The following is a 26943-nucleotide window of genomic DNA, read 5'->3' on the forward strand; positions in this document are numbered from 1 at the left end:
AGAATGGACTGGCTCAGCTCCAGGAACGCTCAGAAAGCTTTGCCTCGTAGGCGTCAATCTTATCCTGCTTTTCAAGTGTCAGTCCGATATCATCAAGGCCGTTCAGCAGGCAATGCTTGCGGAACGGGTCGATATCAAAGTGGATCATACCGCCATCAGGACCACGGATTTGCTGATTTTCAAGATCAATCGTCAGAGTTGCATTGGCACCACGATCGGCATCATCAAACAGCTTCTCAAGATCTTCAGGTAAGACCTTGATTGGCAAAATGCCATTCTTGAAACTGTTGTTATAGAAAATATCAGCAAAGCTGGTGGAGATGACACAGCGAATACCAAAATCAAGCAGAGCCCAAGGTGCGTGTTCACGCGAAGAGCCACAACCGAAGTTATCGCCCGCCACAAGAATACTGGCCTTCTGATAGGCAGGCTTATTCAGCACGAAGTCAGGATTATCTGAACCGTCCTCATTATAACGCATCTCGGCAAAAAGACCCTTGCCAAGACCGGTACGCTTGATTGTCTTGAGATAGTTTTTCGGAATGATCATATCTGTATCGATATTGACCGTCCGCATCGGTGCGGCAACGCCCTCAAGCACGGTAAATTTTTCCATAACCTCAACTTCCACTTGTCAAAATGAAACTGACTGACTTTTTCAATATTACAAATCAGAACCCTATAACAAGGTAAATATTTAAGCATGCGCAATGGCACATCATTTTATTTCTTGCGAGATATCGTCTAGCATAGACTTGGAACGCCAAGAGTTAAAATTCAATACATATTAAACATGCTTTTTATACAGCAGGGTTTAAACCATAGAATTTCTTGATTAAAAACTTCTTTGATTCGAACAGGGGACTGATATGAATAAAAAATATACTGAAATCACTTTTAAGGGTGCGGCTGCCTTTGCCATCGCTTTGTCGATGATTGGCACAGCCTATGCTGGTGGCAAAAGCCCGGCAGCGGCTTACGATGTTTCATTTGATAATATTTCAGCTGAGTTTTTCTTACTTAAAATCAATATGCCTAAGGTTGAGATCAAAGGCTCAAGCCTTCAGAAGGCCGATATTGAAAAGATGTTTGCGAAAGACACACCTGTTGCAGATCGCATCAAGGCACTTTCTGCCTATACAGCCAATTCAATTGACATCCCCACAATGACTTTTGTGCTTGATGCCTCAACTGGCGATGCAAGCAAGTTCGTAAAATTCTCAGGCGATTACAAAGATGTAAAGCTGGAAAAAGTTGCCAATGGCAAGATTGGTAAAACTTCTGTAGCAAATGGTGGCCTGGACGTTGATGCTTCTGGCATCTTATCAATGAACTACAATGCAAAATCATACTCAATGAATGATTTTAACTTCGTTCATGTTTTCCGTGCATGGGAAGATAAGGCTGGTCCAGAAGATAAAGAGGCTGTGGCCCTTTACAGTTCTGCCCAGATAGAAAGCATATCTGGAAGCGCGAAAGACGAAAATGGCTCCCAGACATTTGAATACGGCAAGTATAATGTCAGTCAGGGTTCAAAATTCAAACTGCCTTCAAAGCCTTTGAAAGAAACAGTTAATGAAGTAATTGCCATTCTGAACGACAAAGATGCTCAGAAGAATAAAGATGAAGCGCTCAAGCGCTTCAAGGCAATTGCACCTCAGGCAATCGAGTTCATCGAAAACTATTATTTTGAGACTTATACGCTTGATAGCTACAAGATGACACAAGTCCTCACTCCAAAAGGACAAGAAGGCGTTACAATTAACGCAAGCACTGGCAAAATTGAGTTCAGTCCAAAACAGCTTTCAGTATCTGATATTACTGTCTCTGTTCCGACAGCAAAGGCCGAAGTTAAAATTGGTTCTGTCTCAAACAAGGGCTTTTCAATTGATCCTTTGCTGGCTACAGCTAAAACCCTGCTCGCCAAGCCAGATAATAGCCTGAGCGAAGAAGATGGTATGTCTTTGGCTCTGGCTATGTATTCCAATCTTGGCACAACCAGCTTTGATAACATTGATATTAAAGCCGTTGCACCAAAGCCTGTCGTTCAGCAGGACGACGAGGATGATGAAGAAACAACGGATGAGACTGTAGAGGAAACAACATCTTCGCAGGCAACATCTGGCGAAACAATTGACATTAACGTCAAAGCCAAGAACTTCACTTTCAAGCTGGAAAACCCGGTCAATAACATTCCATCAGCAGTTCGGATTTCTTTCGACAACCTGCAGTTCCCGGCAACTCTGTTTGCTCTGAAGGGTGATGAAAAGGGCCTGAAGGCAATGGAAAACCTCAAGAAGGTTGGCCTTGAGAACTTAAACGTTTCCTACGCTGTCGATGCGTCCTGGAATAAGGATGCAAACGAGCTCCACATCAATGAAATCAAGACTGCAGAAGAATCCATGGGCTCAACCCTGATCAAGGGCACCATCGGTAACTTTACATCTGCCATGTTCACAACCGACAAGCAGGCTGCAACATTAAGCGCCCTTGGTTTGCTGGTGAAGGATCTTTCCCTGCATCATGAAGATAAGGGTATGCTGAATAAGCTTATTGAACTGAATGCTGAAGAGAAGGGCATCACACCTGAACAGATCAAGTCAACTGTTCCAATGATGGCTGCCTTCATTCCAGAGCCATTTGCCAGCATGGAATCTGTCAAGACAATCAAGGATGCTGCCCTTAAGTTCTGGGCCAATCCGGGTAAGCTTGATATCTCCATTAAAGCCAAAGATGGCAAGGGTCTTGGCCTTGCTGACTTTATGTCTGTAAAGCAGAACCCTGCTGCGATTGACGGTAAGATCGACGTCAAAGCTTCTGCCAGCAACTAAGATTAGCTTTATAGAAAAGCGCAAAAGGAGAGGTGAAAGCCTCTCCTTTTTTATTTCTGAAATATACTTAAAATGCTATTTAACGTCTTATTCATTCTGAAATGGAAGCAATATGGATCGACTTGATTGTGACCGTATGTTCGTCAAAGTTATGGAAACAGGCAGTTTTTCAAAAGCAGCCGAACAATCCCGTGTCAGCCCAAGTCAAGCTTCCAAGCTTATCTCAAAACTGGAAAGTGATCTTGGTGTCCAGCTTCTAAAACGAACAACACGGTCATTAACAGCAACTGAAGTGGGCACCGCCTATTTTGAGCGGATCAAAGCCATTCTTGAGGATATTGATAGCCTCGACTCATCCGTCCAGAATTCATCCGGAACAGCCAAAGGCAGATTACGTCTTTCTGTTCCCCTATCATTCGGTACTATAAGGCTGGCCCCGGTTTTCATTCAGTTTGCGCAGGCTTATCCGGAAATCGAGCTGGATATTTCCTTCAGTGACCGGAATGTCAATTTAGTTGAAGAGGGGTATGATGCCGCCATCCGGATTGGGCGGATTGATGACAGCAGTCTTATTGCCCGCAAATTATGCGACTTCAAAACAATAACGGTCGCATCAACACATTATCTTGAACAGGCTGGAACGCCAATGCATCCGGATGCCCTTATCTCCCATGAATGCATAATGGATACCAATCTGTCAGATCCCGCCTTGTGGCGCTTCAATAATCCGGACACGAGACTACCGATAGCAATCCGTGTTTCAGGCCGTCTGCGTTTTGCAAATGCCGAAATTTGTCTCGATGCCGCCGCGAAGGATTTTGGGATTACGCGCGTTCCGAGCTTCTTCCCAAAAGCTGATCTGGAGAGCAAAGGTCTCAAGATTATTCTAGAGGCTTATGAGAGAGATCCTTATGCTGCTCATATCATCTATCCGGCAGGCCGCTATCTTGCAGGAAAGACAAGGGCAATGGTGGATTTTATGGCAAAGACCTTCCATCAGGAACGTTTTTAAAACATTTTATTATTTCCAAAATAGAAATTTAAATATCTAAAACACACTAATAATCTTTGTAATGGAATATATTATATCGGGGTAATCATCTTTGACAGGATATTACCATGATTGATTCACGTACTGCTCCTTACGCCGCCCTTATTTTACGTCTTACGCTGGGTGTTCTCTTTCTTATCCATGCCGGACTAAAGATTTTCGTCTTCACACCAGCCGGAACAGCGCAGTATTTTGCCTCTCTCGGGCTCCCATCGGCACTGGCTTATTTCACCATTGTCTGGGAAATTCTTGGTGGACTTGCCCTCATCACGGGCTTCTGGACACGTCTTGCGGCTCTGGCCATGATTCCTAATCTGCTTGGTACAATCGTAACGGTTCACGGAGCCGCTGGTTTCTTTTTTACAAACCCGAATGGTGGTTGGGAATATCCGGCCTTTTGGGCAATTGCCCTGCTGGTTCTCGCATTGTTAGGCGATGGTGCCTTCGCCTTGAAGCCCACACCCGGCTACAAAAGGTAATTTTATGATGCCTGAAGTAATCCCCTCTCTCAGAATCGGCCTGGTTACCCTGACAGTTAATAACCTTGATTATGTCAGAAATTTTTATGAAAAAATCCTCGGTCTGATCCCGTTACATGAAACAGCAGGCCGCGTCGCACTCGGTACAGAAAAAGAAGTACTTCTTGTGCTTGAAGAAGACAGGAACGCCAAAAGACATTCCATCAGAGAAGCAGGATTATTTCACACAGCCTTCCTCCTGCCGACCAGAGGCGATCTGGCCCGTTGGTTTTTGCATGCTCATCAGCTTGGTATTCATCTTCAGGGAGCATCTGACCACCTTGTCAGTGAAGCAATTTATCTTGCAGACCCGGAAGGCAATGGCATTGAAATTTACAAAGATCGTCCGCGCTCTGACTGGAGATGGCATGAAGGTCAGGTTGAAATGGCAACAATTGCACTTGATATTGCTGATCTTGTTAAAGATGCTGACGGTCAGAGCTGGGAAACCGTTCCGGCAGCCACCCGTATAGGACATGTCCATTTACAGGTCGGCCATATTGCAGAAGCAGAGAAATTCTATGCCGATAAACTGGGGTTTGACATAACCTGCCATTACCCCGGCGCAACTTTCTACAGTACCGGCCAATACCATCATCACCTTGCGACCAACATCTGGAATAGCAGAAACGCACCTCCCAGAGAAAAAAATACAACGGGTCTTGCCCAGATTGAGTTGATTGCCGCAGAGCAGGATATAATCAGTGGCATTCGCGATCGTACCGGCAATAAAGATTCTGGCAGCTTAATCATCGAAGATCCATGGCATAATAAAATTTCGATAAAAATGGCCTTCTGAAAAAAGAAAACCGCCAGCATATAAAAGCTGGCGGTCTTCGGTTACCTTATCAGAATTTTGCTGCTACCTGGCAGAGAGCAACAACGTTGTCATCATAATCACTGGTTGCTTTCAGAACATCAACGCAACGCTTCTTGAGCACAACCCGCTCCCGCTGGTTCATGTTGGAAACACGATCATAGGCAACATCATAATCACTTTGACTTGGTACAGAACTGAAGAAGCTGCCGAAGCCTCGTGTTCCACTTGAGGCACTGTTACCTCCTAAGCCACCAGCGTTATTACCGCCGCCGGCGTTTGTACCGCCACCACTGGTGCCGCCACCACTGGTGCCGCCACCGCTCGTACCACCGCCACCATTATTGCCACCTCCTCCGTTATTTCCACCACCACCATTGTTACCACCGCCGCCGTTGTTGCCACCACCTCCATTATTGCCGCCACCGCCTCCATTATTACCACCGCCGCCGGTACCACCACCAATACCAACACCAGCACCAACAGAAGCTGTATCGCCAATACCAACACCCGCGCCGGCATTAATACCGGTAGACCCATTCACGCTTGCACCAACACCAGCACTGACACCGCTGCTACCACCAACATTGGCTCCCACGCCTGCGCCAATACCACTGCTTGATGTTGCCGAGGCGCCAACACCCGCTGAGATTCCACTGGTACCACCGACATTTGCTCCTGCACCGGCATTCAAGCCACTATTGCTCAGACCTGCACCGACACCAACAGAGGCTCCGCCAACACTCGCACCAACTCCAACATTAGCGCCACCAATAGCACCACCAACGGCACCTACTGTTCCTCCAACGGCATTCCCAAGACCGCCAACAGAATTGCCAACACCGCCAAGGGCACCACCGAGACCACCGCCAACACTTGCGCCAAGACCGCCAACTGCACCACCAAGACTACCGCCAATACCGGCAGCTGCACCACCGCTGGATGCTGTACCGCCGCCGCCACCTGCAGTGCCACCACCGCCGCCAGCGGAACCACCGCCAAGCGCCAAGACCGATACCGGTGTTGCAAGAGCTAGAACTGTCACAATAAAAGCAGAGAAAACTACGGATGATCGTAGCTGATTTTTAGACCGAAGATTTGTCATGGCATTTCTCCCCTTAAACCTCTTATGAGTCTTAATTGGAGCGCTATTATTTTTTTTAAATTACCCCTTGAAAATTATTTCAGATACATATGATTTAAAATTAAAATGCAAAATATTTATGTTAAATAACATAATATAATAAAAATTTTATCTTTTATTTTATAGAATCGTAGTGATTTTTATCGTTTAACATTTCTGAAATTACAAATCGTTTAACATTTCTGAAATTACAACATGCTCTTACTCAAGCAGAAATACTCAACAGAGTTTAAAAACTCTATTTCAAGTTATTTGCCAAAAGATAACCGGCAAAAGTAGCCAATAAACATAAAGTAACAGAAAGAAAAACATTCATGACAGCACGCGTCATTTCACCGTGCTCAATAAGCTCAAACGTCTGCAAACTGAATGAAGAAAAAGTTGTAAACCCTCCGCAAATACCTACCATAAATACGACTCGCCATGCTTCAGGCACAGAAAAACGGCCTTCTGCCAACGTCAGGGATGCAAAAAATGCAATGGCAAAAGATCCGATGATATTAACGCTTATGGTACCAATGGGCATACTGACAGATCGCCCGACCGGATCCAGAAGCAGACCCAGCCAATATCTTAAAACTGACCCTATGGCACCACCGAGTGCAATTCCCAGAATAAGCATTATTAATCCCTACTTCTTCCCATCAAGAGGGCGAAAAGATACGTATATTTAGGGCTAAAAAGATTGCAGATCAATGAATTGCATTGAGTAGCCCTTAAAGAAGCTAAATAATATTTCATGGAACACAATTCAGCTGACATGCGTTGATCGCAAGCAGTGGATTATCCGGACCAGGCATCTCGCTTTCAAAATAATCCGCTACGGTTTTATTGAAGTAAGGATGATTCCTATGTCTAAATATCTTGTTCTGACAAGTGCCGCAGCCTGTACACTCTCAGCGCTTTTCATGTTGGGTCAGGTACAGCCCGCACAGGCTCTGACGATGAAAGAGTGTAGTGCAAAATATCAGGCAGCCAAAGATAGCGGAAAACTTGGCACCATGAAATGGAATGATTTCCGCGCCAAAGAATGTGCAACTGACAGCACAGCAGCCACTCCCGCTGCAACAGATACGAGAACAACAAAGACAAAAGCCGCAGCAAGAGAAGACGTTGAGCCGCCGGCACCAACAAAAGCCTCACCACGCGGCATGACATTTCCAAAAGCCGTTTCTGCAAAATATGCCAGTGAAACAGCTGGAAAAGGCCGCATGCACACATGCCTTGATGCGTATAACGATGCCAAGGCAAAGAATACTCTTAATGGTATGAAATGGATTGAGAAGGGTGGTGGCTATTACAGCTTCTGCAATGCCAGCCTCAAAGGCAGCAATTAACCGAAACAGCCTCTAAGCGAACCCCTGAGACCCGCCGGACATCCTACGGGTCTTTTAACGCACTTACGGACATATCAGCACTTGCTAAAAAACTCTTATAAAGAGCCAGAAGTGGTGCACAATATGAAACAAAATCATTATAAAATTACAGTTGAGCAACAGCACGATAAAGACGGCAATGCCGTCTCAGGCAAACAAATAGCCTTTAATGCCCGAAATCATGATGATCTTCTTTTCGTTGTTGAGAAGATCAAAGGCCTCAATATTGCCAACGCAGAAGACAGTACAGCGATGGCAGTCGGGTTAAAACTGTTTACCGAAATCGTGCTTGAAAACAAAAATGAACCTGTCTTCAAAGAGCTTTTCCCCCTCGTTCGTGACATCATGCAGCACATCAAAAGTGGCATGAAATAAGCCCGGCATATTGTTGTTCAGACAATAGGCTGCTAGGCCTAGGCAAATACCAAATCACTCCATCCCCGCTATCGGGGCTCCCAACCACCTGAAGGAAGAGGAGAGCATCATGTCTTCAACGCTTGTCCTCATCAACCTTCTGGGAGCCTGTGCCCTGCTGATCTGGGGGCTCCGTATGGTTAAAACGGGTGTGACCCGTGCCTTCGGCAGTCGCCTGAGACGTTGGCTTGCCCTTGGAACACAAAACAGGCTGATCGCTTTCTTTGCCGGATTACTGGCAACACTGATGATTCAGAGCAGCACCGCAACGGCCCTGATGGCAGCTTCATTTGCAAGCCAGCAGATGATTTCATCAGCCATGGGGCAGGCGATAATGCTGGGCGCCAATGTTGGAACCAGCCTTGTCACACAAATACTTAGCCTTAATCTTGGCTGGCTTTCTCCTTTGTTGATTCTGGCTGGTGTTGTCACATTCCAGTCCAATGAAAGCAGCAAGTACCATGCTATTGGGCGCGCATTGATCGGTCTGGGGCTGATGTTGCTCTCTTTGCACCTGTTGGGCGATGCAACGACACCAATCCGGGATTCGGCCGTCATGCGGAATCTTTTGTCAGCCCTTGATGCTGCGCCGATTGTTGCCGTTATCATTGCTGCCGGATTAGCAATGATTGCATCATCCAGCCTTGCCGTGATCCTGTTTATCATGTCACTGGCTTCCGGGAATATCATTAGCCCGGCCATTGCCCTGGCTTTGGTTCTTGGTGCCAATCTTGGAGGGGCCATCCCGCCTTATCTGGCAACAGTAGCAGGTGGTGCACTGGCAAAACGCATTACCATCGGCAATATTATCGTCCGTTTCGTCGGTGTCATCGCCGTTATGGCTTTTCTTACACCGCTCAGCCAATTGTTCTCTGGCTGGATACCAAATACGGCATCAATGGTTATCGAGGCACACGTCGCATTGAATGTCATACTTGCGATAGTCTTTCTGCCTCTGATCGGCCCTTTGTCACGCCTGACAGCACGTTTTCTGCCAGAACCAAAAATTACAGAAGTTGGGCCGCGATATCTGGATAACTCCGCAATCAACACACCGGCTGTTGCTCTCTCCTGTGCTGCAAGGGAAACCCTGCGGATTGGTGATCAGATTGAGGTTATGATCCAGACAAGCTGGGAAGCCATGCGTACCGGCAATCTCAAGCTGTGTAACACAATCAACAAGCAGGAAAATCTTGTCGATACACTCTACAAGGCCGTTAAGATTTACCTTGTCGATATCGGACGGGAAGGGCTTGATAAGGATGATAGCAAGCGTTCGGCAGAAATCATGTCTTATGCCATTAATCTTGAGCATATTGGCGATATCCTGCAGCGCGGGCTGACAGATATTGTTGCCAAGAAGATCAAACAGCAGGTCTGGTTCTCCGATGCCGGTTTCAAGGAGATTGGCCAGATGTATGAGCTGACCATTGAGAACTTCCGTATTGCACAGGGTATATTCGTCTCCCGTGACAGCAATCTGGCCCACCAGCTTCTGGATACAAAAGCTGAGGTACATGATCTGGAACGTTCTTCTTACGAGCATCATCTGCTGCGGCTGCAGGAAGGAAAACCAGAAACACTCCAAAGCTCAACCCTGCATCTGGACGTTCTGCGTGATCTACGCCGTATCAACGCCCATATCAGGTCTGTTGCGTACCCTATTCTTGATGAGAAACCAGAACAGATCTCATCAGAAGAAGAAACATAATCCGATAACTCAGCTGACTATTTCTGCCTCAAAATTCCGGCTTCGGACAACTGTTACAGAACAGGGTGCATGAGCCGCAACAGCACCGGAAACACTTCCCAGCATTGAACGCATTGTTGATTCAGCACGCGCACCCATCACAATATGGTTCACCCGGTTTTTGCGCGCATACTCCAGTAAGGCTTCCGACGCTGATACAGCTTCAAGCACATGGAATGTGACTGCATCTCCATTGGTCTCCAGCCCCTGCGCCCATGCTTTCAGCTCAGCCAGACGTAACACATGCTTGTTACGGCCCTTTTCATCCAGCGAACTGTCCATCGCAATCCGGTTGACTTTCAGGACATTCAGGCAGGCAATGCGCGCATCAGGAACATTAAACAAAGTCCGCTCAACGCATTGGCGCAACGCACTGGCCAATGCGGCAGACTGCTCATTCAGATCAATTGCGACCAGAATAATCGGAGCATTCGCCCTTTGAGCTTCAACAACAGATGGCTTAACCGTTTCAAGGGGTATGGGGTTAAATCGCCGACGAATAACATCCCGCCACGGGTCACGTTTCATTTTATGTGCCCGAGCCGTCAGTTTAACTGAATTGAGATTTCGCAAATCAAGCGCCAGTTGTGCCGCTGTCGGATAGCGCCAGGCCGGATTAACCTCAAGGCAGCGCAGAATGATCTCCTGAAGAGCCTCTGGAATTTCCGGGCGGAGTTTGCGTGGTGGAACAGGATCACGCCACAACCTGCGTTTCATGCCCTTGAACCTTTGTGGGTTTCCAAAAGGCCGCTCACCCGTTGCAAAGAAATACATCAGGACACCCAGTGCAAACAGGTCACTCCGGTAGTCAGTGCGGGTTCCGAGCAGCTGTTCGGGTGCCATATAAGGCGCAGTACCATAAGGCAGATGAAACTGTTCCTGCATCAGATCAGGAAACTGGTTGTGGTGTGACAGGCCGTAATCAATCAAAACGGCATCACCATTGTCACGCATGATAATGTTCGAAGGCTTTATATCCAGATGCACCACATGCTGGCTGTGCAGATCATCAAGTGCATCGGCAATCCGGGCACCAATCTCCGCAACCTCAGAGGCCGGAAGCGGCAGCTCCTTTAATCGTGCAAAGAGTGATGTACCCTGTACCCACTCCATCACGATATAGGGCATCACCATAAAATTACCGTTCGCAATGAACTTTGGCACATATCTGCCCGTAATACGGGGCATAATCATCTGTTCCATTTCGAAACCAACGATGGCAGCCGGGTCATCCCCTTCTCCAATCATCGGAATCTTCATAAGCAACGGAATATCATAATCAGGATAGGTAACACTCCACAGGTTGGCCATACCCCGACTGTAGACCAACTCACCAATCGTGAAGCCATCGACATTATCGCCTGAGTGAATCCCCCCCGGTTTCATATCAGCGCCCTTTTATCAAACGATCAGCCAGAACATCCGGCAGACCTGCTTCACGAATTTTCCGGGCTGCGGTTTCATTATCATACGGGACACGCCGGAAACTGAGTTCACTTCTCTCCGTATCATAAAGGCCGAACGCGGCTGTTGCATAGCCATCTCTCGGTTGACCAACTGCTCCCATTACCGCCACCCATCTGTGCTGGGCCAGTAAAGGAACCGGCAATGCCACAACAGGCGGAAACCGAATAACCTTACCCGTAAAGGACGTACCATAGAGCATCGGCACATGGACATGGCCACAAAAGCTGACACGGGCATGACATGCATCCATATGCTTGTGGGCGTCAGATGTATTCAGAAGATATTTCCAGCGTTCCGGATCATTGGCCGTTGCGTGAACATAAAGCCGATCTTCCTCTTCAATAATAAAGGGAAGCCCATCCAGAAAAGCACATTCCGTTTGACCAAGCTGGTTACGTGTCCACTCAATCGCAATCTGTGCCACAGAATTAAAAGAAGCATTCAGATCTGTGACAGCTTCATCATGATTACCCCTGAGAACCACCGCCCCCTGTTCAGCTAACTCCATGGTTTTTGTCACACACCATTCCGGGTCTGCGCCGTAACCAACAATATCACCCAGCAGCACATAACGCTCCGCACCGGCTCCTTCAGCTGCATCCAGCACAGCTTCATAAGCCTCACGGTTGGCGTGAATATCAGAGAGTAGGGCAATCAGCATCGTGTTTTCAGAATAGTTTGAATCGTGTCACTCTATCGCCTGAGTTTAGATAAAACCATTCAACAGAAGATAAAGATCAGATTAATCAGAAAATTACTCGACGAATTGAGACATCATGCATATCTCTTATCTATCAAAACAAAAAATACAGGCGTCATCATGATACGCAGATGGATCGAGGTTCATGACAAAATGCAACAGGGGTACCGCTATGCGCTAACAGCCCCTGAAGGCACAGATTTTCATCCTGATTTCACTCCTGATCTGACACCTGCTGACATGCTGAAACTGGGTGTTTTTGGCGGAAAGTATATGACAGATACCCGGGATGAATTTCCGGAAAGCTGGTTTACAGAAGCTAGACTTTCACCAGAACGTGCCAATCCTGACCTCAATTATTTCCATATTATCGCCAGCCAGCCGCTTTCAGAATGGCAAAGGAAAGGCTGGATCTATCATGAAGATCCACGTGGGTGGTTTCAGTGGTATTGCCGCTATTACATGGGCCGCCGCATACCCAAAGAAGATGAGCGTCAGATCAAACGCTGGAAAGCCATGCGCAGGCATATCGCTCAAATCAGAAAGAACTGTGAGGTAGGTGACCCATTCTGCCGTCCGCGGCAGAGGCAGGCCCTTCTGCAATGGGCCTATGATAGCCGGGCTTTTTAGAACAGGTGAGAGCGGGTATCCTTTGGAGCAACCCTACAACCAGAAAATACCTGCTCAATGCTGCCAATCGACTTATCATGCGGGCATTGTCCAGTCGGTGAATGAACCAGACCGAACCACCATATAAAGGCATAAGTAATACCGGTGATAAAGAAAAACCGTCCTAAGTCTTCCATAAAAGTGGTTCTGTTCAGTCTCATGCGCCTAACCATACAAAGCGATTATCAGTCACAAACATGCTTAAACGACTGGGTGTGAAGTAACGTCAGCGCTTGGTAAAGTTATGTAAATTTTGCTTATTGTTACTAAAAACTCACGTATGCAGATTTGAGTGCAAAGCCTTGAAGTGGGAAAATGATAAAAGTCTTACTGATTGATGATGACATTGAGCTGACCGGACTGCTGGAAGAATACCTTTCTGAAGAAGGCCTGCAAACCAAGGCGGTGAACGAAGGACGCATCGGCATCGAAGAAGCAGCATCCGGATACTATGATCTGGTTGTCCTTGATATCATGATGCCAAGAATGAATGGTATTGAGGTTTTACAGCGTATCAGAAAATCCTCTGATATCCCCATTTTGATGCTCAGTGCCCGCGGAGATAATATCGATAGAATTACCGGGCTGAATCTGGGCGCTGATGATTATCTGCAAAAACCATGCTCACCAAGCGAATTGGTTGCCAGGATCAGAGCAATCCTTCGCAGAACAAAATCTCTGCAGGGCAATCCGGAGACCCATATCCTGCAATCCGGGTCCCTTAAGCTATTCCCGCGATCACGTTCTGCCGAGTGGCAGGGAGCTGCCCTTGAACTGACAGGAACGGAATTCAACCTGCTGGAAGTTCTTGTCAAAAATGCCGGACAGATTGTTGCCAAAAACGATCTTTCAAAAATTGTCTTCGGCCATCCGCTCGCCGCCTATGATCGGCGTATTGATGTTCATATCAGCAGCATTCGTCAAAAGCTTGGATATCACGCAGATGGCCAGTCCTGGATTCGTTCCATCAGAGGTATGGGCTATCAGTTAATAGAGGTCATATAATGGGGCGGGTCTTCTGGCGGTTTTTTACTGCGTTATGGCTCACAATAGCCGGCTCAGTCGTCATTATCTTTATAATAAATCTGCTATTTGGCCCCCCGCATCTGCCCGACAAAAATTTGTTTGGACAGGAAACCCTTAATCTTGCCGATGCGATTGCCCGAAAATCAGGGAATGACGCCCTACAGGTTTTCATTGAATCCGACCTGTTACAGAAAGAATTCGGTTCACATATCTCCTCCAGCATCATTTCAGGCGCATGCCCAGCAATCACACAGGTACCGAGCAATGAACGCTTCGCACCATCAAAGGGCGAATGCATTCATATTGTTATTGAATTTCCTCCTTTATCCCTTTTTGATTTTCTCAGCCCACTTGGCCGCCCCGTCTTTGCAGCAACTTTCATGAGCCTGCTTTCAGCTCTGTGGCTGGCAAGGTACTTTCTACAGCCGCTAGAGATTCTCAAGACAGGGCTCAAATCTCTGGCTAAAGGGAATTTCAATACCCGTATCAGTGGAATGATTGGCAAGCGCAGTGATGAGATTGCCACCGTCGCCCATGACTTTGATCAATCGGCCTCCAAACTGGAAATTCTGAACCAGTCTCAAAAACGACTGTTCCATGACATCTCCCATGAGCTTCGGTCACCACTTTCACGGCTAAGAGCCGCAACTGGTGTACTGGAAAAGAATACCAGCAGATTACCTATCATGCTGGAACGCATTAACCGGGAGTGTAATCGGCTGGACAGCCTGGTTGGTGAGATTCTAACGCTTGCTCAACTGGAAACAGATCAACCTCAATCTCTTGAAAAACAAAGGGTTGATATTATCGAGCTGATTGCAGCCATAGTCAGTGACGCTTCATTTGAGGGGCAGGCCAAGAATATTTCCATTCAGTTTGATGCCAGCAAAAGCATAATGGCTCAGGTCAATGAGGAGTTACTCACCCGGGCCATTGAAAATGTCATTCGTAATTCCATCAAGTTTTGTGATGCCGGAGGACATATTGAGATTGTAACAAGTCTCAGTCCCGATAAACAAAATCTCAACATCCGGATTAAAGATGATGGCCCCGGTCTGGACGAGAGCGAACTGGAAACAATATTCAAGCCTTTTACGAAAAGTGGCAATTCCATAGACAAACAAGGTGCAGGCCTTGGACTTTCAATAGCCCAACGCGCCATTGAGCTTCATGAAGGGCAAATAACTGCAGACAGCTATGATAGCCATGGCTTGATCATAGCGATTAACCTGCCATTACAACCCTTTGCTGCATAGGAATATTACGAGGAGTTTAACAGCTTATCTTTTCAGTAGAACGCTACCCATCAACCACATTAAGGCATTTCCCCAAACCTTAAAAATCCAGATACAACAGAGTAAATAGGTCACAAACCATAGGTAAATAATTAATGGCGGATCAAAAGCCATGTCAGAAGGCAATTTTAACATAACTTCACAAATTGATTGCCCCCAGACATACCGTCCAGCCATTAGCCTTAGAGCAAAACGCATCTGCCAGAAAATGGTGAAGCTTATTGGCAGCAGAAAAATATGTTCTGCCAAATTGAACCGTTGTTTTCGGCAAAGGATATAGGCAATCAAAAACAACAATGCAGTCCAGATAATGCCTATAACCGAATCTGCGGTTTCATCTGTACAGGTATCAATTGTCATTGCCAGATGACTATTCAAGACTCCCAGACAAAGCAAAACCAAACCAGTGAAGGTTCTGAAATTTGAAAATAAGAATTCACTTTTAATAGGGACGTCTCCCAGAATTATTTTCTCATATTATATTTCATAACATACCACTCACTGACAAAATAGCTTCCGCAGATCAACTCCTGAGAGAATACGTAATCACTGCGCAAAAACTGCATATTAGCCTTCTATAAAAGTTGAATGGCAGCTTTAAGAGGCAGATATATGAAATGGATTCTTCGATTTTTTGCAGCAGTGGTTACCTTTGTATTATTATCACCAATGCTAGTACTACTGTTATTCTATATAGGTTTTAATATTCGTATTTCTGATTGCTCGGCAGCAGATGAAACAATCCTAACGCAAAGTGAAGCTCTGGAGTTTGCTCAAAACCATATCCTGAATGATGATAAAGGGTTGTGGAATCACTATAAAATTACGGACAGAACAGAAAAACAAGCAATCATTAAAAATCATATCAACGTAACAAGTGGTGGAACTTACGAAGATGGTGAAGAGAGTAAGAATTTATGGACCGCGGATTTCACGGGAATCATAAATAATCAGCGCCCAATTTATACTCTTTTCTTCAATAAATGTGGCTCACCAGTACATTTACTACGCATGTTTTAAATCATAAGTGAATAATCATGCATCCATTTGAAAAACATCAGAAATTTAAATTAATTCTTCTGCTCATCACATGCATATATACGCTGTTTCATAATCCACTCGCTGCTAACTCATATCTGACGAATGAGACTGAGCTACGGCTCAATGACAGCCAAATTATAAAGATACAGCTTCTCCATGAAGAAGGGTTTTTCTCAAGTGACCCAACACGTCTGGTAATTTCAGATGGAACCGGCCGGTTTACCGCTATTGGCCCGATGAATAAGAATGTAACGCTCAACTGTAACTGGTCTGAAACCTCCTGCTGGGGCTATGACCATACCGCAAATGAGGTTCATGTTATTGATGCAGGCTCTTTTGATAATAAGGGCTTAGAAATTTATGAAGTTGGCGAGAGTTTCCAAGGCTTCAAGGTTCGCAATGCGACGTTATTTGAGTTCATATCTGCGGAAGTAACCTACATTATCTCAAAGCCGCTTGGCTTTCTATCGCTCATAGTATTGGCAGCTTTTTTCTATTTTACGCTTATCGCAGGATTATGCATGGCTCCACACGAAAACCATCTATTATGGTTTGTATGCCTGCTGTTATTGCTCGGTGCATTATGTCTGCTGTTATTTTTGATAATAATTGTGTTTTGGATAACTGATTACTGTGCTTTCTCAGGATTCTTTGGCCTACTGATAGGTGTCGGAGGTGTGGAATGGGTAAGACGTAGAAAGATATAATCAGACTGGATTAATCCAGAACTCAGGTACTTCTTTTATATCTTCAAATCTTCCCTTAAGTGCATTGATGACATTGCTATCGGAAGTTGCAACCTCCCAAAAACTACTATCAAAAGCTTTTAAAATAACCCATGGACGCTTTGGAAAGATTGGAAGGAAACTGGTAAACTGCCCCCAAATGACTTGCGTCGTATTCTGAGCAAGTTCCATCAATTGAACACCTTTAATTCTTGTACCTGTCAGGGCCAACTGATCAAATTCGATACGACTATTGCCCATGATATCCAGCTCTTCATCAGCATCGGAGACAATCCAATCTGCTTCCAATCCATGATCGGACAAAACCTCAAGCAGCTCCTTCAGGTCAAACGATAAACAATGGTTGTTTTTGTCAGAAATTTGAAAATACTTCATCGAAAAATCACGTTTTTATACTCGGAATAAATCTCTATGATATGGTTGGGCTCAATCGCAAGCCCTTGAGGGAATTTTCACGTGACTGCTGAGCAAATCTGGAATTCTGAATTTATTCGCTTCCTGAGCTTCCGTTCAGCTTTTGGGCCCATGCAGTTTCTGATTAGTCTGGTTATATTGGTTATCCTGATTGGTAATATTCGGGTTTTTGGTGAGCAGTTTGGTATTCCGATTACACATCCGGCAATCATGATTATTGCCTCATATTGTGGGCTTGCCCTTCAAAGCGCCCGCCTGAAAGATGCCAGGATTTATCGGGTACTCATTATTGTAAACCTTCTGATGCCATTTCTTATTGGTGCGGTGACAACAACAGATTTAACATGGAATTATTATGAGCCTGCCAGTCTGCTGAATATGGCAAAGGCATCGCTGAGTCATATCATTTACTGGTTATGGCTTCTGGCCTATCTTCTACTTCTGTTCTTTGCCCCTTCAAAGTTACAATCAGATAAAAAAACGGCCCCGTAAGGCCGTTCTTGAATTGTTTTGTACAAAGCCCGAAAACATCCAGACTACACCCTGACATCAGGGCAATTATTTTGACCAGTCATTCCAGACAAGCTGGTCAACAGCAAAACCATTAGCTTTGGCAATGTCGAGATATTCGCGTTTTGTCTTCGCATCAATCGAAGGCTTACGGGATAACAGCCAGAGATAGCTGCGATCATTGCCAGCTACCAACGCGTAGTTATAGCCCTTATCCAGCGCGATAATATTATAGCCACCATAGAACGGGCCGAAGAATGAAACCTTTAGTGCGCCGACATTCGGCTCACTGACAAACTTGGCAACACCAACGCTTTCTTTCCATTCTTTAGTACGCGGGTCATAACCGCGGTTGGTGACACGTACCGTACCATCTTCCTGAATGGCATAATTTGCAGTTGCCTTTGTCAGGCCTCTCTCAAAAGAGTTCTCAAGACGGGCAATCTCATACCAATCCCCCTGATACCGCTTCACATCAAAGTTATTGATAACTGAGAGATCTTTGGGTGGAGAGACAGAGCAGGCTGTAAGGAACAGGGCCGATACGGCGGCAAAAATGCTCGTTATAAATTTCATAAGTTCCTCCCATGAACTGAATCATAACTAGGGCATAACGCGCCACTCTCCAGACCGGAGAGAATTTTGGGAAGAGATATGAGCGGGAATAGGGTTGACAAATCACCGGATATCGGGGGGCACGATGGCTTTCCTGTTTGCCCTGGGCGCATCCGTCTTATGCAACACGCATCAAGCATTCCCAGATCTCCTTAGAAAAACGCAGGCTCAGGATTATATTTGATCTGTAGTTGAATCTGTTTCGCATATTGCGTACCAAAAGCCATAGAGACCAGCGTTAGAGCCGCATGCGATCACCTATCTTAAATTAATCAAACAGTCCCGGTTGCTTAGAATCTTTATCTTGTGTGTCACGCTCTTCTTTTGAAGGTGCAGGCATACCCTTTAGCTTAACAAGTGCTTGATTAAATCCCTCAGCAAAGCATTCTAACATTTCTATCTTACGCTTTTCACTAATACGAGGGATATCTCGTGTATCGATTACCTCAAGCTCACGAGGTAATTTTGGTTTAGGACTACTGAAGTCTAATATTTGAAAATAGGCCGTATCAAGATCAGGGTCCTGCATCAAAATTTCATCAACAAGTGTAACAAACAAGGATAGTCGTTCATCTGTTATCTTGAGGGGGTTCGTACGCCAGAAAATGAACCATGGAAAGTATAACTGCCCACCAATGCCATAAATCATCGGTGGCTCAAATGGAACCATTAAGCCACGGCCAACTGGGTAATGTCGTCTTCCGACTAACTGATAAAAATCTGGATTAACTCCAGAAAAATGACCATGAATTAAAGGCAAAATTTCAAGCAATCTATCACGGACAACTTGTCTTCTAATTTTGCTTATACCTCTAAGAACTTCGTCATACGGCTGGCCTAAAATTAGCAAATCCTTCACTGCCCCAAATAGAGGATCATAGCTAAAATTTGGTGGGTTTAAGGCTAGCCTAACCAGTCTATTAGACACTGTTTCTGGTTTATTGGCTAGATTCCTAGCTAAGTGTTGAAGGGACGGTATTCGCAAATCTGCCATATGGTTAATACCTATTGTATGGGGGATAAATAAATAGCTTTCTTATAAAATTCTTTTATTTGAGCATCATCAATTTTCATTCCAGGGTTTACTATTCCTCCATGATTCCAAACTGTATACCAAGGTCCACCCTCAATATGACTCAGCTCAACAAGATAGCTTGCATTGAGTTTCGTGTAAAAAGCCGCCACTTGTTCTAATAACTCTTTTGTTTCCGAATCAAAATTGTAAAGTACTGATTGTGATTTACCACTAAAGGGATCAACTTGTGTTGCGCGATCTACTATAGGAGCACGATCAAATTTTTTAAATTCTCTATATAAATATGGAAGAACTGGACCGTATTCCCAAGCTTCAAATTTATGGCGTATCAACGGACGATCTAATTTAATAAGCGACCAAACATGACAAAAATATACTATTTTCTGCAAGGCCAAATTTGTAATAGGCCGACCTTCTTTATCGCAAAAATCAAGTACAAAATTTGCGATGGAACGTCCATCATATCCCGTTAAAGTCATAGCAATGTTCCCCATATGTTCATATCTAATTTGATTATAAAAATCAATAGATAATATCCTCTCCTGCAAACACTGCAAAAATTGAAGGAAATATAGATAAAACCCAAACAACTTGAGCTCAATAGCATACCTAGAAACAAAAAAACGGCCCCGAAGGACCGTGTTTTTTGACGCTTCCATCTCTTGGAGAGATTGGAGCGGGCGATGGGATTCGAACCCACGACCCCAACCTTGGCAAGGTTGTGCTCTACCCCTGAGCTACACCCGCGCTGGGCATGTGATTGCCTAAGCGAGGTGTGTCATTTGCCTCAAATAATCGGACTTGGCAAGGGGGTTTTCGCAGATAAGTGCATTTTTTCTCATCAAAGCGGCAAAATTCTGGATAACATCGTTAAATTCAGGCTGGAATACCCGTGTATGAAATGCTCTATCATCATGATCTCTCACTCTTTTTTGCTTGTGGTGCGATATGCAGGTGATAAATATGGCAAATTCTGTCGTCTTTTAAACCTGCCGGGCAGACGTGCGCGGCATAGTTGGAGCTGGTGATATCTTGGCCGTTTCTCCGCAAGAGCTTTTTTCCTACCTTGAGACCATTGGTGTTCACCATGAAACCGTTGAACATCCGGCAACTTTTACGGTTGCGGAATCAAGCGACATCAAAACGGATATCCCCGGTGCTCATTCAAAAAACCTGTTTCTGAAAGATAAAAAGGGCCAGCTATTTTTAATCAGCGCCAAGGATCACACACCGATCAACCTGAAAAAAACCCATGAGGTTATTGGTGGCTCAGGGCGGCTTTCATTCGGTTCTCCCGAACAGATGATGCATTTTCTTGGTGTGCTTCCCGGCTCGGTAACGCCGTTTGGCGTTCTGAATGACAAAGAGCTTAAGGTGAAGGTCATTCTTGATTCGCAGCTTATGCAGCATGAACGGGTCAATTTTCACCCATTGGTCAACACAATGACCACCGGTCTGTCACGAGATGGACTTCTGGCCTTCCTGCGGGCAACGGGCCACGAGCCTGAGATTATGGATTTGCCAGCCCCGCCCGCTGAATAGCTCTTTTTGTGATACATCATCCGATAAAAGATGCTTTTCTATTAAGGTCGGTTTATTGAACGACAGGGGTATAATGCCCATCTAAAGATACATCTTAAAGCAACAACATGTCCGTAAACGAAAATAACGGGCACATATCATGAGGTCCGGTATGCTCACCGATAACACTGCTGCTCCGAATACGGCTCTGATTTCAGATACAACAACACAGGGCTTCCAGCAGGACGTGCTTATGGCATCGACCCAGCAGCCGGTTCTGGTCTATTTCTGGTCAACCCGCAGTGAAGTCTGTCGGCAACAGGCCCCCGTACTGGAAAAGTTCGTTACCAGTGCTGGTGGCAAGGTCAAAATGGTCAGGCTGGATATTGATGCGCACCCGGCCATCGCAGGCCAGCTTGGTATCCAGTCCATTCCGGCTGTTGTTGCTTTCCAGAACGGACAGTTTGTCGATGGCTTCATGGGCGTCATTCCAGAGCCGCAGATGAAAGAATTTATCGAGCGCCTGACAGGGCCGCTTGGACCATCACCTGTTGAAGCCCTGATGGAAAAGGCTTCTGAGCTGATGGAAGCCAATGATATGGCGGGTGCTGCCCAGATTTACGCTGCCATTCTGGGACAGGATCAGGCAAATATTCCGGCAATTGTTGGCCTTGTTAAAATTCATATCGCCATGGGTGATCTGGAGCACGCCAGAAGATTTCTTGAAATGGTGCCGGCCAATAAGGTCAATGACCCGGCCGTGACAGCTGTTCAGGCTGCTCTGGAAATTGCTGAACAGGCTGAAGACCTTGGTGACACTGAAGAACTGCGTCGTCGTGTTGAGGCAGACCCGAAAGATTATCAAGCCCGTTTTGACCTTGCGCTTGCCCTGAACGCACGCAACAAACGCGAAGAAGCAGCAGATCTGCTCCTTGATATCGTGCGTCGCGACCGTAAATGGAATGATGATGGAGCACGTAAACAGCTGGTGCAGTTTTTCGAGGCCTGGGGCCCGATGGACGAAGCCACACTGGATGGGAGACGCCGTCTGTCATCCATCCTGTTTGCATGAAGCTGTACTTTTGCAGCATAATCGGCAGCAATACCTTACCAGTGGAGCTGCATCGTTTGAGACAGAGTGGCGTTAGAACATGGCTACGCGGATGAATACAGCCTATCGATATCCTGCAGATTGCCCGGAAACCTTTCCGGTCTTTCCGTTACCGGAGGCCTTGCTTTTACCGCGCGGGCAATTGCCCCTGAATATTTTTGAGCCACGCTATATTGATATGGTCGATGAAGCCCTGCGTACCAGCCGGGTTATCGGTATCGTCCAGCCCAATGATGACGAAAACGCTGCCGTGCCGAAGCTTTATAAGGTAGGCTGCGCCGGGCGTCTGACGCAGTTTTCTGAAACAGGTGACGGCCGCTATCTTATTACACTTGTCGGCATGGCCCGGTTCCAGATCATTGAAGAAGTGGAAACCGCAACAACTTTCCGGCAGGTTCGCGCCAGTTTTGAGCCTTTTGCGCGGGATTTTATTCCCAATGACGGCGAACAATACGTTGACCGCGACAATGTTCTTCGCATGCTGCGTGATTTCGCCATGGCAACAGATATCGAGATCGACTGGCAGGGTATTGAACGCACGCCAAATGAAGCATTGGTCAATGCACTTTCCATGATGAGCCCTTATGGCGTGAAAGAGAAACAGGCGTTGCTGGAAGCAGAGACCCTGAAAGACCGTGCGGAAACACTGATTGCCATTACAGAGATTGAGCTGGCCCGTCTTGCCGGTGTCTCGGACCAGACATTACAATGACCGATATGTCACCCTGCATCGAGACATCCTACAGCAGTGATGCCCTGAAACCAGACCGCAAGATGCTGGAGCAGCTTATCTGCCCTCTGACACGCTGCCCACTGGAATATGATGCAGAGGCGCAGGAGCTAATCAGCCGCTCCGCAAAGCTTGCCTATCCCATCCGTGATGGCATCCCGATCATGTTACCGGATGAAGCCCGGGTTCTGCCTGATTAGTATCAGACCCTGGAAGCCGCCCTCGCGATCATCAGCGTGCGGCGTGCCATTTCCAGATGTAACCGCTCAACCATCTGCCCATTGAACGACAGAACGCCTTTATCGGCGTTTTCTGGTTGCTCAAAGAAGGCAACAAGAGCCTGCGCGTAAGCAATTTCATTATCTGATGGTGAAAAGAGCGTATTGGCAACCTCAATCTGAGATGGATGGATCAGGGTTTTGCCATCGAAGCCAAAATCAACCGCCTGCTGGCATTCCTCAGCAAACCCTTCCTGATCATCAATCTTATTGTAGACACCATCAAGGATCGCCAGATCATAAGCCCTTGCAGCCGCAACTGATGTTGAAAGCCAGGGTAACTGATTGGCCCGTCCCGGTATCGAACGCACCCGTGTCTCCTTGATCAGATCATTGGTGCCCATAACCAGACATGAAAGCCGTGAGGCCGGATCCTGAGCTACTGATGCAATATTTGCGATATTCAGAATTGCCAGCGGTGTCTCAACCATCGTCCAGATACGCGTTGTCTGGGGCATTGCAAGACGATCCAGCGTTCTGGCCAGTGTCATGATCGTTGATGCATTGCTTACTTTTGGCACCAGAACGGCATCAGGTTTAACGGAGGCACAGAATGTAAGGTCTTCCTCACCCCAGGGGGTTTCCGCACCATTTACCCGAATAACAACCTCTTTATCGCCAAACCCTTTTTCAAACTGCTTGGCAATACAGTCTCTGGCTTCAAGTTTGGCTTGTGGTGATACCGCATCCTCTAAATCAAGAATGACAACATCAGTTCCAAGCTCTCCGGCTTTAGCAAGAGCGCGGGCATTTGAACCGGGGACATAAAGGGCGCTACGGCGGGGACGAAAAACCGTCATGAGCTCATCCTTCTGGCGTTTCCTGTCGCTGGCAAGCATATTTTTCTCTGACTTGCCTATAAAAAAGGCGCGAAATGCATCGCGCCTTAATTTCTTCCGGAGGATCAGCCCTTTGGCTGGATCAGGTTCCGGTTAATCAGTGCTTCCGCAATCTGTACCGTATTAAGGGCAGCGCCCTTACGCAGGTTATCTGCAACACACCAGAAAGCCAGACCATTTTCAACCGTAATGTCTTCGCGAATACGTGAGACATAGGTCGCATCTTCACCAGCAGCTTCATGGGGTGTCATATAGCCACCGGCTTCGCGCTTATCCTGAACCACAACGCCCGGAGCAGACCGCAGAACCTCGCGGGCCTCTTCAACAGAGATGGGATTTTCAAACTCAACGTTGAGTGATTCAGCATGAGAGATAAAGACCGGAACGCGAACACAGGTTGCGCTGACCTTGATCTTCGGATCAAGAATCTTCTTCGTCTCGGCCATCATCTTCCACTCTTCCTTGGTATAGCCATCTTCCATGAAGACGTCGATCTGCGGAATGAGATTGAAAGCGATACGCTTCTGGAACTTCTTCACCTCAACATCCTGAAGGGAATAAAGAGCTTTTGTCTGGCGATCCAGCTCATCCATACCTTCCTTGCCGGCACCCGACACGGACTGATAGGTGGAAACAACAACGCGCTTGATATTGGCCTTGTCATGTAAAGGCTTCAGCGCCACAACCATCTGAATGGTTGAGCAGTTCGGGTTGGCAATGATGTTGCGCTTATGGAAATCACGAACAGCTTCCGGGTTAACCTCTGGCACAACCAGCGGCACATCAGCGTCATAACGCCATGCGGAAGAGTTATCGATAACAACAGCACCAGCAGCACCAATCTTCGGTGACCATTCCTTGGAGATATCACCACCAGCCGACATCAGGCAGATATCGACATCAGAAAAATCGTAAGTATCAAGGGCTTTTGTTGTCAGCGTCTTATCGCCGAAAGAAACCTCTTTACCCATGCTGCGGCGCGATGCCAAAGCAACAACTTCCCGGCAGGGAAATGCGCGTTCAGCCAGAATGCTGAGCATTTCACGCCCTACATTACCCGTCGCGCCAACTACTGCGACCTTGTACCCACTCATGTCAGATCTCCTGTTTCGCTCTCTCCCCCCTTAAGCCGACACCCATTTTGGAATGTGAAGGGCGCCTGCTTTGCTCGTGCGACCCTTGGGGAGAGAACTGGGGACGACGAGACGTTAGCCGATTGTTTTCACAATCGTCGTGACGGTTTTAATTGTGCTCTTTGTTTTAATGAGCGCCGTCATGATTCTAAGTCGTCCACCACTTTGGTCCGTCAGCCGGACTGCGATTACGCCGGATAAAAACCAGCTGTTCTGAGCAACAGGAAATGAGATGTTTTGTCAAGCAGAGATTTCATTCTGACAATTAGAAAAATGATGAAAGCAAGCTTCTTTAATTCTTGCAACTTTCCTTAAACAGCAGGCATCCGCCCGATCCCAATGCGTGCAAAAAGCTTATCTTTCAAAATAAACTGATGATAGAGCGCGGCCGCGACATGAAATGTCAGCATCATGATCAGTAAAAATGCTGCGACACCATGCGCTTTCATTGGCCCAAACATCTGATCACTGCCTCCAAGGCCATTGTTAATCAGGACCATCATCCGGATACCACTTATTGCCATAACCAGAATAATCAGGTTCAAGGCGGTGTGGGTCAGATGAGCTACTCTGGATTGCAGTTTGGGTGTTCCAGGAAGGTCTTCCGGCTTACGGTCTGCAAACCACCACCATACGATTCTGGCAATGGTTATAGCAAAGACCATCAGACCAATTGCAGCATGTGCTTTTAAAAGACCGGCTTTCAACACCATATCTGTTGTAGCACTCATCCGAAACCCAAGCGGAATAAGAACAAGAATTGCAATAGCGACAAACCAGTGCATGAGAACAGCCATACGGCCATAACATGTTTTGCTGCTTTTCAAAGCCATAATGTTTTCTCCCTGATTGGCATAATATACATAGCAAACTATATAATTATATAGCAAGCTATTTATTATGGGATTAGGAAGATTTTTCGGGAATTCTTTGAAACCAATATTTTTCAATACGTTACTACTTGGTAACTATTGATTCATCTTAAAAGACAAACAGATTTGGCTGGTAAGCTTTAGCTAACTTTCTCACGCGAGAATGGTGATCTGCACGGATACTCAAGAGTATCCCGCTACATACCTGACATTCTCAAGCAAAGGGCAATTTCTGCAAATGCCTCACCATGCGTCGCCAGAGCAAAACCCCAACACTCTGATCTCCGATCAGCGTGAAGATTTGCCTGCACGTAAGAAAACAAAAAAGCAGAAGCCCTGGTTACTCTGGTTTGCGTCCTGTGCCGTTATCATTTCCGGCCTGTCCTATTATGCTGTCAAACAAACCGAGCATGATGGGGATAGAGTTCCCGATGTTGATACCACAGCAGCTCTTGTTTCTCCGCCGGCTCCATGGAGTCAGGTCATCAATCCGGCTGTCCTGTTCGCTTTTGATATGCCGGAACTGGAACTCCCGAATATGAGCGTTGAAGCCCGCACATATCGTGAGGGAGGTCGAGAAGATTCGCTTTCTATTGGTTCGGCAGCAGACCCGTTCTATTTGCGTATTGTGATTGACCGGTCACAGCAAAAACGCAGCTCAAGCTTCTATATTGATCTGGTTCGTACAGCGGCAACAGCTGGTTTATCTGTTAAGAAAACGGCACAGAGTGTCGAATATCCAACCAAATTCGGTTCATTCGAATTCTCGCTTGTAACCCTTGCCAAGAATACGGATACCAGCTGTATCGCTTTCCGCGGGCAGGGGCTTGGCAGATTATCCATGCATGGTTGGCTGTGCGGAAATGATGAATATGTCAGCCACGATATGCTGGCCTGTTTCATTGATCGTCTGACACCAACCCCGGCCTTACGTGAGCGGGATCTTGAGACAGAAATACGGGCTCTTGATAAAAATCAGACAGAGGCCTGCACAGCGGCAATGAATAATATCACTGCCGCCGCGGTAGAATAAACAATC

General features: G+C 46.3%; 32 protein-coding genes and 1 tRNA gene. 18 read left to right on the forward strand and 15 right to left on the reverse strand.

Translation table 11 applies throughout. The features are described 5' to 3' along the window. Window positions 1-13 precede the first annotated feature (13 nt). On the reverse strand, window positions 14-616 hold the full coding sequence (leuD, locus tag WJT86_RS00720) for a 3-isopropylmalate dehydratase small subunit (RefSeq protein ID WP_346335577.1): 603 nt from the start codon (window positions 614-616) through the stop codon (window positions 14-16). Window positions 617-869: 253 nt separating this feature from the next. Between leuD and WJT86_RS00725 the strand changes: the two genes are divergently transcribed. The 4 genes from WJT86_RS00725 to WJT86_RS00740 all read left to right on the forward strand — a co-directional run bounded on the left by WJT86_RS00725 (window position 870) and on the right by WJT86_RS00740 (window position 5199). Continuing rightward, window positions 870-2831, forward strand: a complete 1962-nt coding sequence (locus WJT86_RS00725) for a hypothetical protein (protein WP_346335578.1) — start codon at window positions 870-872, stop codon at window positions 2829-2831. A gap of 112 nt (window positions 2832-2943) precedes the next feature. Beyond that, window positions 2944-3843 carry a LysR family transcriptional regulator gene (locus WJT86_RS00730; protein WP_346335579.1) on the forward strand — a complete coding sequence of 300 codons (900 nt, stop codon included), beginning with the start codon at window positions 2944-2946 and terminating at the stop codon, window positions 3841-3843. A 107-nt stretch (window positions 3844-3950) separates the two neighbouring features. Further along, window positions 3951-4361: a DoxX family protein gene (locus tag WJT86_RS00735; protein ID WP_346335580.1), complete on the forward strand. Its 411-nt coding sequence runs from the start codon at window positions 3951-3953 to the stop codon at window positions 4359-4361. Between the two features lie 4 nt (window positions 4362-4365). Beyond that, on the forward strand, window positions 4366-5199 hold the full coding sequence (locus tag WJT86_RS00740) for a VOC family protein (RefSeq protein WP_346335581.1): 834 nt from the start codon (window positions 4366-4368) through the stop codon (window positions 5197-5199). 49 nt (window positions 5200-5248) lie between these two features. Here the strand turns inward: WJT86_RS00740 and WJT86_RS00745 are convergent, their stop codons facing one another. Together WJT86_RS00745 and crcB are read right to left on the reverse strand one after the other, a co-directional pair. Continuing rightward, window positions 5249-6322 carry a hypothetical protein gene (locus WJT86_RS00745; protein ID WP_346335582.1) on the reverse strand — a complete coding sequence of 358 codons (1074 nt, stop codon included), beginning with the start codon at window positions 6320-6322 and terminating at the stop codon, window positions 5249-5251. A 277-nt stretch (window positions 6323-6599) separates the two neighbouring features. Then, entirely contained in the window at window positions 6600-6983 is a 384-nt protein-coding gene (crcB, locus tag WJT86_RS00750) for a fluoride efflux transporter CrcB (protein WP_346335583.1), read from the reverse strand. A gap of 229 nt (window positions 6984-7212) precedes the next feature. Here crcB and WJT86_RS00755 point away from each other — a divergent pair, with 229 nt between their 5' ends. The 3 genes from WJT86_RS00755 to WJT86_RS00765 all read left to right on the forward strand — a co-directional run bounded on the left by WJT86_RS00755 (window position 7213) and on the right by WJT86_RS00765 (window position 9862). Continuing rightward, window positions 7213-7698 carry a hypothetical protein gene (locus WJT86_RS00755; RefSeq protein ID WP_346335584.1) on the forward strand — a complete coding sequence of 162 codons (486 nt, stop codon included), beginning with the start codon at window positions 7213-7215 and terminating at the stop codon, window positions 7696-7698. Between the two features lie 123 nt (window positions 7699-7821). Then, complete coding sequence (locus WJT86_RS00760) at window positions 7822-8112, forward strand: DUF3861 domain-containing protein (protein ID WP_346335585.1); 291 nt, start codon at window positions 7822-7824, stop codon at window positions 8110-8112. A 109-nt stretch (window positions 8113-8221) separates the two neighbouring features. Then, window positions 8222-9862 (forward strand): Na/Pi cotransporter family protein, encoded by a 1641-nt coding sequence (locus tag WJT86_RS00765; RefSeq protein WP_346335586.1) that lies wholly within the window; start codon window positions 8222-8224, stop codon window positions 9860-9862. A gap of 9 nt (window positions 9863-9871) precedes the next feature. On the opposite strand, the gene WJT86_RS00770 is transcribed toward WJT86_RS00765, so the two are convergent. Next, the gene (locus WJT86_RS00770) at window positions 9872-11287 is read right to left on the reverse strand and encodes a bifunctional serine/threonine-protein kinase/universal stress protein (RefSeq protein ID WP_346335587.1); all 1416 of its coding nucleotides are present in this window, start codon (window positions 11285-11287) and stop codon (window positions 9872-9874) included. A gap of 1 nt (window position 11288) precedes the next feature. Then, window positions 11289-12029 (reverse strand): metallophosphoesterase family protein, encoded by a 741-nt coding sequence (locus WJT86_RS00775; protein WP_346335588.1) that lies wholly within the window; start codon window positions 12027-12029, stop codon window positions 11289-11291. A gap of 159 nt (window positions 12030-12188) precedes the next feature. Here WJT86_RS00775 and WJT86_RS00780 point away from each other — a divergent pair, with 159 nt between their 5' ends. Then, complete coding sequence (locus WJT86_RS00780) at window positions 12189-12698, forward strand: hypothetical protein (RefSeq protein ID WP_346335589.1); 510 nt, start codon at window positions 12189-12191, stop codon at window positions 12696-12698. On the opposite strand, the gene WJT86_RS00785 is transcribed toward WJT86_RS00780, so the two are convergent. Then, a complete protein-coding gene (locus tag WJT86_RS00785; protein ID WP_346335590.1) occupies window positions 12695-12898 on the reverse strand; it encodes a hypothetical protein in 204 nt (67 codons plus the stop codon). The genes WJT86_RS00780 and WJT86_RS00785 overlap by 4 nt on opposite strands. Window positions 12899-13052: 154 nt before the next feature. Here WJT86_RS00785 and WJT86_RS00790 point away from each other — a divergent pair, with 154 nt between their 5' ends. Continuing rightward, entirely contained in the window at window positions 13053-13742 is a 690-nt protein-coding gene (locus WJT86_RS00790) for a response regulator transcription factor (protein WP_346335591.1), read from the forward strand. Between the two features lie 116 nt (window positions 13743-13858). Beyond that, window positions 13859-15019 carry a HAMP domain-containing sensor histidine kinase gene (locus WJT86_RS00795; RefSeq protein WP_346335592.1) on the forward strand — a complete coding sequence of 387 codons (1161 nt, stop codon included), beginning with the start codon at window positions 13859-13861 and terminating at the stop codon, window positions 15017-15019. A gap of 24 nt (window positions 15020-15043) precedes the next feature. On the opposite strand, the gene WJT86_RS00800 is transcribed toward WJT86_RS00795, so the two are convergent. Continuing rightward, on the reverse strand, window positions 15044-15418 hold the full coding sequence (locus WJT86_RS00800; protein ID WP_346335593.1) for a hypothetical protein: 375 nt from the start codon (window positions 15416-15418) through the stop codon (window positions 15044-15046). Window positions 15419-15670: 252 nt separating this feature from the next. On the opposite strand from WJT86_RS00800, the gene WJT86_RS00805 reads away from it, so the two are divergent. After that, on the forward strand, window positions 15671-16078 hold the full coding sequence (locus tag WJT86_RS00805) for a hypothetical protein (protein ID WP_346335594.1): 408 nt from the start codon (window positions 15671-15673) through the stop codon (window positions 16076-16078). Window positions 16079-16095: 17 nt separating this feature from the next. Then, the gene (locus WJT86_RS00810; RefSeq protein ID WP_346335595.1) at window positions 16096-16806 is read left to right on the forward strand and encodes a hypothetical protein; all 711 of its coding nucleotides are present in this window, start codon (window positions 16096-16098) and stop codon (window positions 16804-16806) included. On the opposite strand, the gene WJT86_RS00815 is transcribed toward WJT86_RS00810, so the two are convergent. Then, a complete protein-coding gene (locus WJT86_RS00815; protein WP_346335596.1) occupies window positions 16807-17220 on the reverse strand; it encodes a hypothetical protein in 414 nt (137 codons plus the stop codon). 81 nt (window positions 17221-17301) lie between these two features. Here WJT86_RS00815 and WJT86_RS00820 point away from each other — a divergent pair, with 81 nt between their 5' ends. After that, window positions 17302-17751: a hypothetical protein gene (locus tag WJT86_RS00820; RefSeq protein WP_346335597.1), complete on the forward strand. Its 450-nt coding sequence runs from the start codon at window positions 17302-17304 to the stop codon at window positions 17749-17751. Window positions 17752-17817: 66 nt separating this feature from the next. On the opposite strand, the gene WJT86_RS00825 is transcribed toward WJT86_RS00820, so the two are convergent. The 4 genes from WJT86_RS00825 to WJT86_RS00840 form a co-directional block, all read right to left on the reverse strand. Next, window positions 17818-18345 carry a lipocalin family protein gene (locus WJT86_RS00825; protein ID WP_346335598.1) on the reverse strand — a complete coding sequence of 176 codons (528 nt, stop codon included), beginning with the start codon at window positions 18343-18345 and terminating at the stop codon, window positions 17818-17820. A 307-nt stretch (window positions 18346-18652) separates the two neighbouring features. After that, window positions 18653-19378, reverse strand: coding sequence for a hypothetical protein (locus WJT86_RS00830; protein WP_346335599.1), 726 nt, complete (start codon window positions 19376-19378; stop codon window positions 18653-18655). An 11-nt stretch (window positions 19379-19389) separates the two neighbouring features. Further along, complete coding sequence (locus WJT86_RS00835) at window positions 19390-19899, reverse strand: Panacea domain-containing protein (protein WP_346335600.1); 510 nt, start codon at window positions 19897-19899, stop codon at window positions 19390-19392. 193 nt (window positions 19900-20092) lie between these two features. Next, window positions 20093-20167 (reverse strand) — tRNA-Gly (locus tag WJT86_RS00840). A gap of 255 nt (window positions 20168-20422) precedes the next feature. Here WJT86_RS00840 and WJT86_RS00845 point away from each other — a divergent pair. The 4 genes from WJT86_RS00845 (at window position 20423) to WJT86_RS00860 (ending at window position 22982) form a co-directional block, all read left to right on the forward strand. Continuing rightward, complete coding sequence (locus tag WJT86_RS00845; RefSeq protein ID WP_346335601.1) at window positions 20423-20962, forward strand: prolyl-tRNA synthetase associated domain-containing protein; 540 nt, start codon at window positions 20423-20425, stop codon at window positions 20960-20962. Window positions 20963-21113: 151 nt separating this feature from the next. Beyond that, window positions 21114-22013, forward strand: a complete 900-nt coding sequence (locus WJT86_RS00850) for a co-chaperone YbbN (protein ID WP_346335602.1) — start codon at window positions 21114-21116, stop codon at window positions 22011-22013. A gap of 79 nt (window positions 22014-22092) precedes the next feature. Further along, complete coding sequence (locus WJT86_RS00855) at window positions 22093-22764, forward strand: LON peptidase substrate-binding domain-containing protein (RefSeq protein ID WP_346335603.1); 672 nt, start codon at window positions 22093-22095, stop codon at window positions 22762-22764. A 5-nt stretch (window positions 22765-22769) separates the two neighbouring features. Then, window positions 22770-22982, forward strand: a complete 213-nt coding sequence (locus WJT86_RS00860) for a Trm112 family protein (protein WP_407066902.1) — start codon at window positions 22770-22772, stop codon at window positions 22980-22982. Window positions 22983-22984: 2 nt separating this feature from the next. Here WJT86_RS00860 and WJT86_RS00865 read toward each other — a convergent pair whose 3' ends face one another. The 3 genes from WJT86_RS00865 to WJT86_RS00875 form a co-directional block, all read right to left on the reverse strand. Then, window positions 22985-23860, reverse strand: coding sequence for an HpcH/HpaI aldolase/citrate lyase family protein (locus tag WJT86_RS00865; protein ID WP_346335605.1), 876 nt, complete (start codon window positions 23858-23860; stop codon window positions 22985-22987). Window positions 23861-23964: 104 nt separating this feature from the next. After that, window positions 23965-24993, reverse strand: coding sequence for an aspartate-semialdehyde dehydrogenase (locus WJT86_RS00870; protein ID WP_346335606.1), 1029 nt, complete (start codon window positions 24991-24993; stop codon window positions 23965-23967). Between the two features lie 350 nt (window positions 24994-25343). After that, on the reverse strand, window positions 25344-25865 hold the full coding sequence (locus tag WJT86_RS00875; RefSeq protein WP_346335607.1) for a cytochrome b: 522 nt from the start codon (window positions 25863-25865) through the stop codon (window positions 25344-25346). A 277-nt stretch (window positions 25866-26142) separates the two neighbouring features. Here WJT86_RS00875 and WJT86_RS00880 point away from each other — a divergent pair, with 277 nt between their 5' ends. Next, window positions 26143-26937 carry a hypothetical protein gene (locus tag WJT86_RS00880; RefSeq protein WP_346335608.1) on the forward strand — a complete coding sequence of 265 codons (795 nt, stop codon included), beginning with the start codon at window positions 26143-26145 and terminating at the stop codon, window positions 26935-26937. The last annotated feature ends 6 nt before the right edge of the window (window positions 26938-26943 follow it).

The sequence above is a fragment of the Hohaiivirga grylli genome, from assembly GCF_039655745.1.
GTDB classification, from domain to species: Bacteria; Pseudomonadota; Alphaproteobacteria; order Rhizobiales; family Beijerinckiaceae; genus Hohaiivirga; species Hohaiivirga grylli.

Bases quoted from the DNA above. Each gene is read 5' to 3' on its own strand.
- leuD (WP_346335577.1), bottom strand. From the start codon at position 616: ATGGAAAAATTTACCGTGCTTGAGGGCGTTGCCGCACCGATGCGGACG.
- WJT86_RS00725 (WP_346335578.1), top strand. From the start codon at position 870: ATGAATAAAAAATATACTGAAATCACTTTTAAGGGTGCGGCTGCCTTT.
- WJT86_RS00730 (WP_346335579.1), top strand. From the start codon at position 2,944: ATGGATCGACTTGATTGTGACCGTATGTTCGTCAAAGTTATGGAAACA.
- WJT86_RS00735 (WP_346335580.1), top strand. From the start codon at position 3,951: ATGATTGATTCACGTACTGCTCCTTACGCCGCCCTTATTTTACGTCTT.
- WJT86_RS00740 (WP_346335581.1), top strand. From the start codon at position 4,366: ATGATGCCTGAAGTAATCCCCTCTCTCAGAATCGGCCTGGTTACCCTG.
- WJT86_RS00745 (WP_346335582.1), bottom strand. From the start codon at position 6,322: ATGACAAATCTTCGGTCTAAAAATCAGCTACGATCATCCGTAGTTTTC.
- crcB (WP_346335583.1), bottom strand. From the start codon at position 6,983: ATGCTTATTCTGGGAATTGCACTCGGTGGTGCCATAGGGTCAGTTTTA.
- WJT86_RS00755 (WP_346335584.1), top strand. From the start codon at position 7,213: ATGTCTAAATATCTTGTTCTGACAAGTGCCGCAGCCTGTACACTCTCA.
- WJT86_RS00760 (WP_346335585.1), top strand. From the start codon at position 7,822: ATGAAACAAAATCATTATAAAATTACAGTTGAGCAACAGCACGATAAA.
- WJT86_RS00765 (WP_346335586.1), top strand. From the start codon at position 8,222: ATGTCTTCAACGCTTGTCCTCATCAACCTTCTGGGAGCCTGTGCCCTG.
- WJT86_RS00770 (WP_346335587.1), bottom strand. From the start codon at position 11,287: ATGAAACCGGGGGGGATTCACTCAGGCGATAATGTCGATGGCTTCACG.
- WJT86_RS00775 (WP_346335588.1), bottom strand. From the start codon at position 12,029: ATGCTGATTGCCCTACTCTCTGATATTCACGCCAACCGTGAGGCTTAT.
- WJT86_RS00780 (WP_346335589.1), top strand. From the start codon at position 12,189: ATGATACGCAGATGGATCGAGGTTCATGACAAAATGCAACAGGGGTAC.
- WJT86_RS00785 (WP_346335590.1), bottom strand. From the start codon at position 12,898: ATGAGACTGAACAGAACCACTTTTATGGAAGACTTAGGACGGTTTTTC.
- WJT86_RS00790 (WP_346335591.1), top strand. From the start codon at position 13,053: ATGATAAAAGTCTTACTGATTGATGATGACATTGAGCTGACCGGACTG.
- WJT86_RS00800 (WP_346335593.1), bottom strand. From the start codon at position 15,418: ATGACAATTGATACCTGTACAGATGAAACCGCAGATTCGGTTATAGGC.
- WJT86_RS00805 (WP_346335594.1), top strand. From the start codon at position 15,671: ATGAAATGGATTCTTCGATTTTTTGCAGCAGTGGTTACCTTTGTATTA.
- WJT86_RS00810 (WP_346335595.1), top strand. From the start codon at position 16,096: ATGCATCCATTTGAAAAACATCAGAAATTTAAATTAATTCTTCTGCTC.
- WJT86_RS00815 (WP_346335596.1), bottom strand. From the start codon at position 17,220: ATGAAGTATTTTCAAATTTCTGACAAAAACAACCATTGTTTATCGTTT.
- WJT86_RS00825 (WP_346335598.1), bottom strand. From the start codon at position 18,345: ATGAAATTTATAACGAGCATTTTTGCCGCCGTATCGGCCCTGTTCCTT.
- WJT86_RS00830 (WP_346335599.1), bottom strand. From the start codon at position 19,378: ATGGCAGATTTGCGAATACCGTCCCTTCAACACTTAGCTAGGAATCTA.
- WJT86_RS00835 (WP_346335600.1), bottom strand. From the start codon at position 19,899: ATGACTTTAACGGGATATGATGGACGTTCCATCGCAAATTTTGTACTT.
- WJT86_RS00850 (WP_346335602.1), top strand. From the start codon at position 21,114: ATGCTCACCGATAACACTGCTGCTCCGAATACGGCTCTGATTTCAGAT.
- WJT86_RS00855 (WP_346335603.1), top strand. From the start codon at position 22,093: ATGGCTACGCGGATGAATACAGCCTATCGATATCCTGCAGATTGCCCG.
- WJT86_RS00860 (WP_407066902.1), top strand. From the start codon at position 22,770: ATGTCACCCTGCATCGAGACATCCTACAGCAGTGATGCCCTGAAACCA.
- WJT86_RS00865 (WP_346335605.1), bottom strand. From the start codon at position 23,860: ATGACGGTTTTTCGTCCCCGCCGTAGCGCCCTTTATGTCCCCGGTTCA.
- WJT86_RS00870 (WP_346335606.1), bottom strand. From the start codon at position 24,993: ATGAGTGGGTACAAGGTCGCAGTAGTTGGCGCGACGGGTAATGTAGGG.
- WJT86_RS00875 (WP_346335607.1), bottom strand. From the start codon at position 25,865: ATGGCTTTGAAAAGCAGCAAAACATGTTATGGCCGTATGGCTGTTCTC.
- WJT86_RS00880 (WP_346335608.1), top strand. From the start codon at position 26,143: ATGCCTCACCATGCGTCGCCAGAGCAAAACCCCAACACTCTGATCTCC.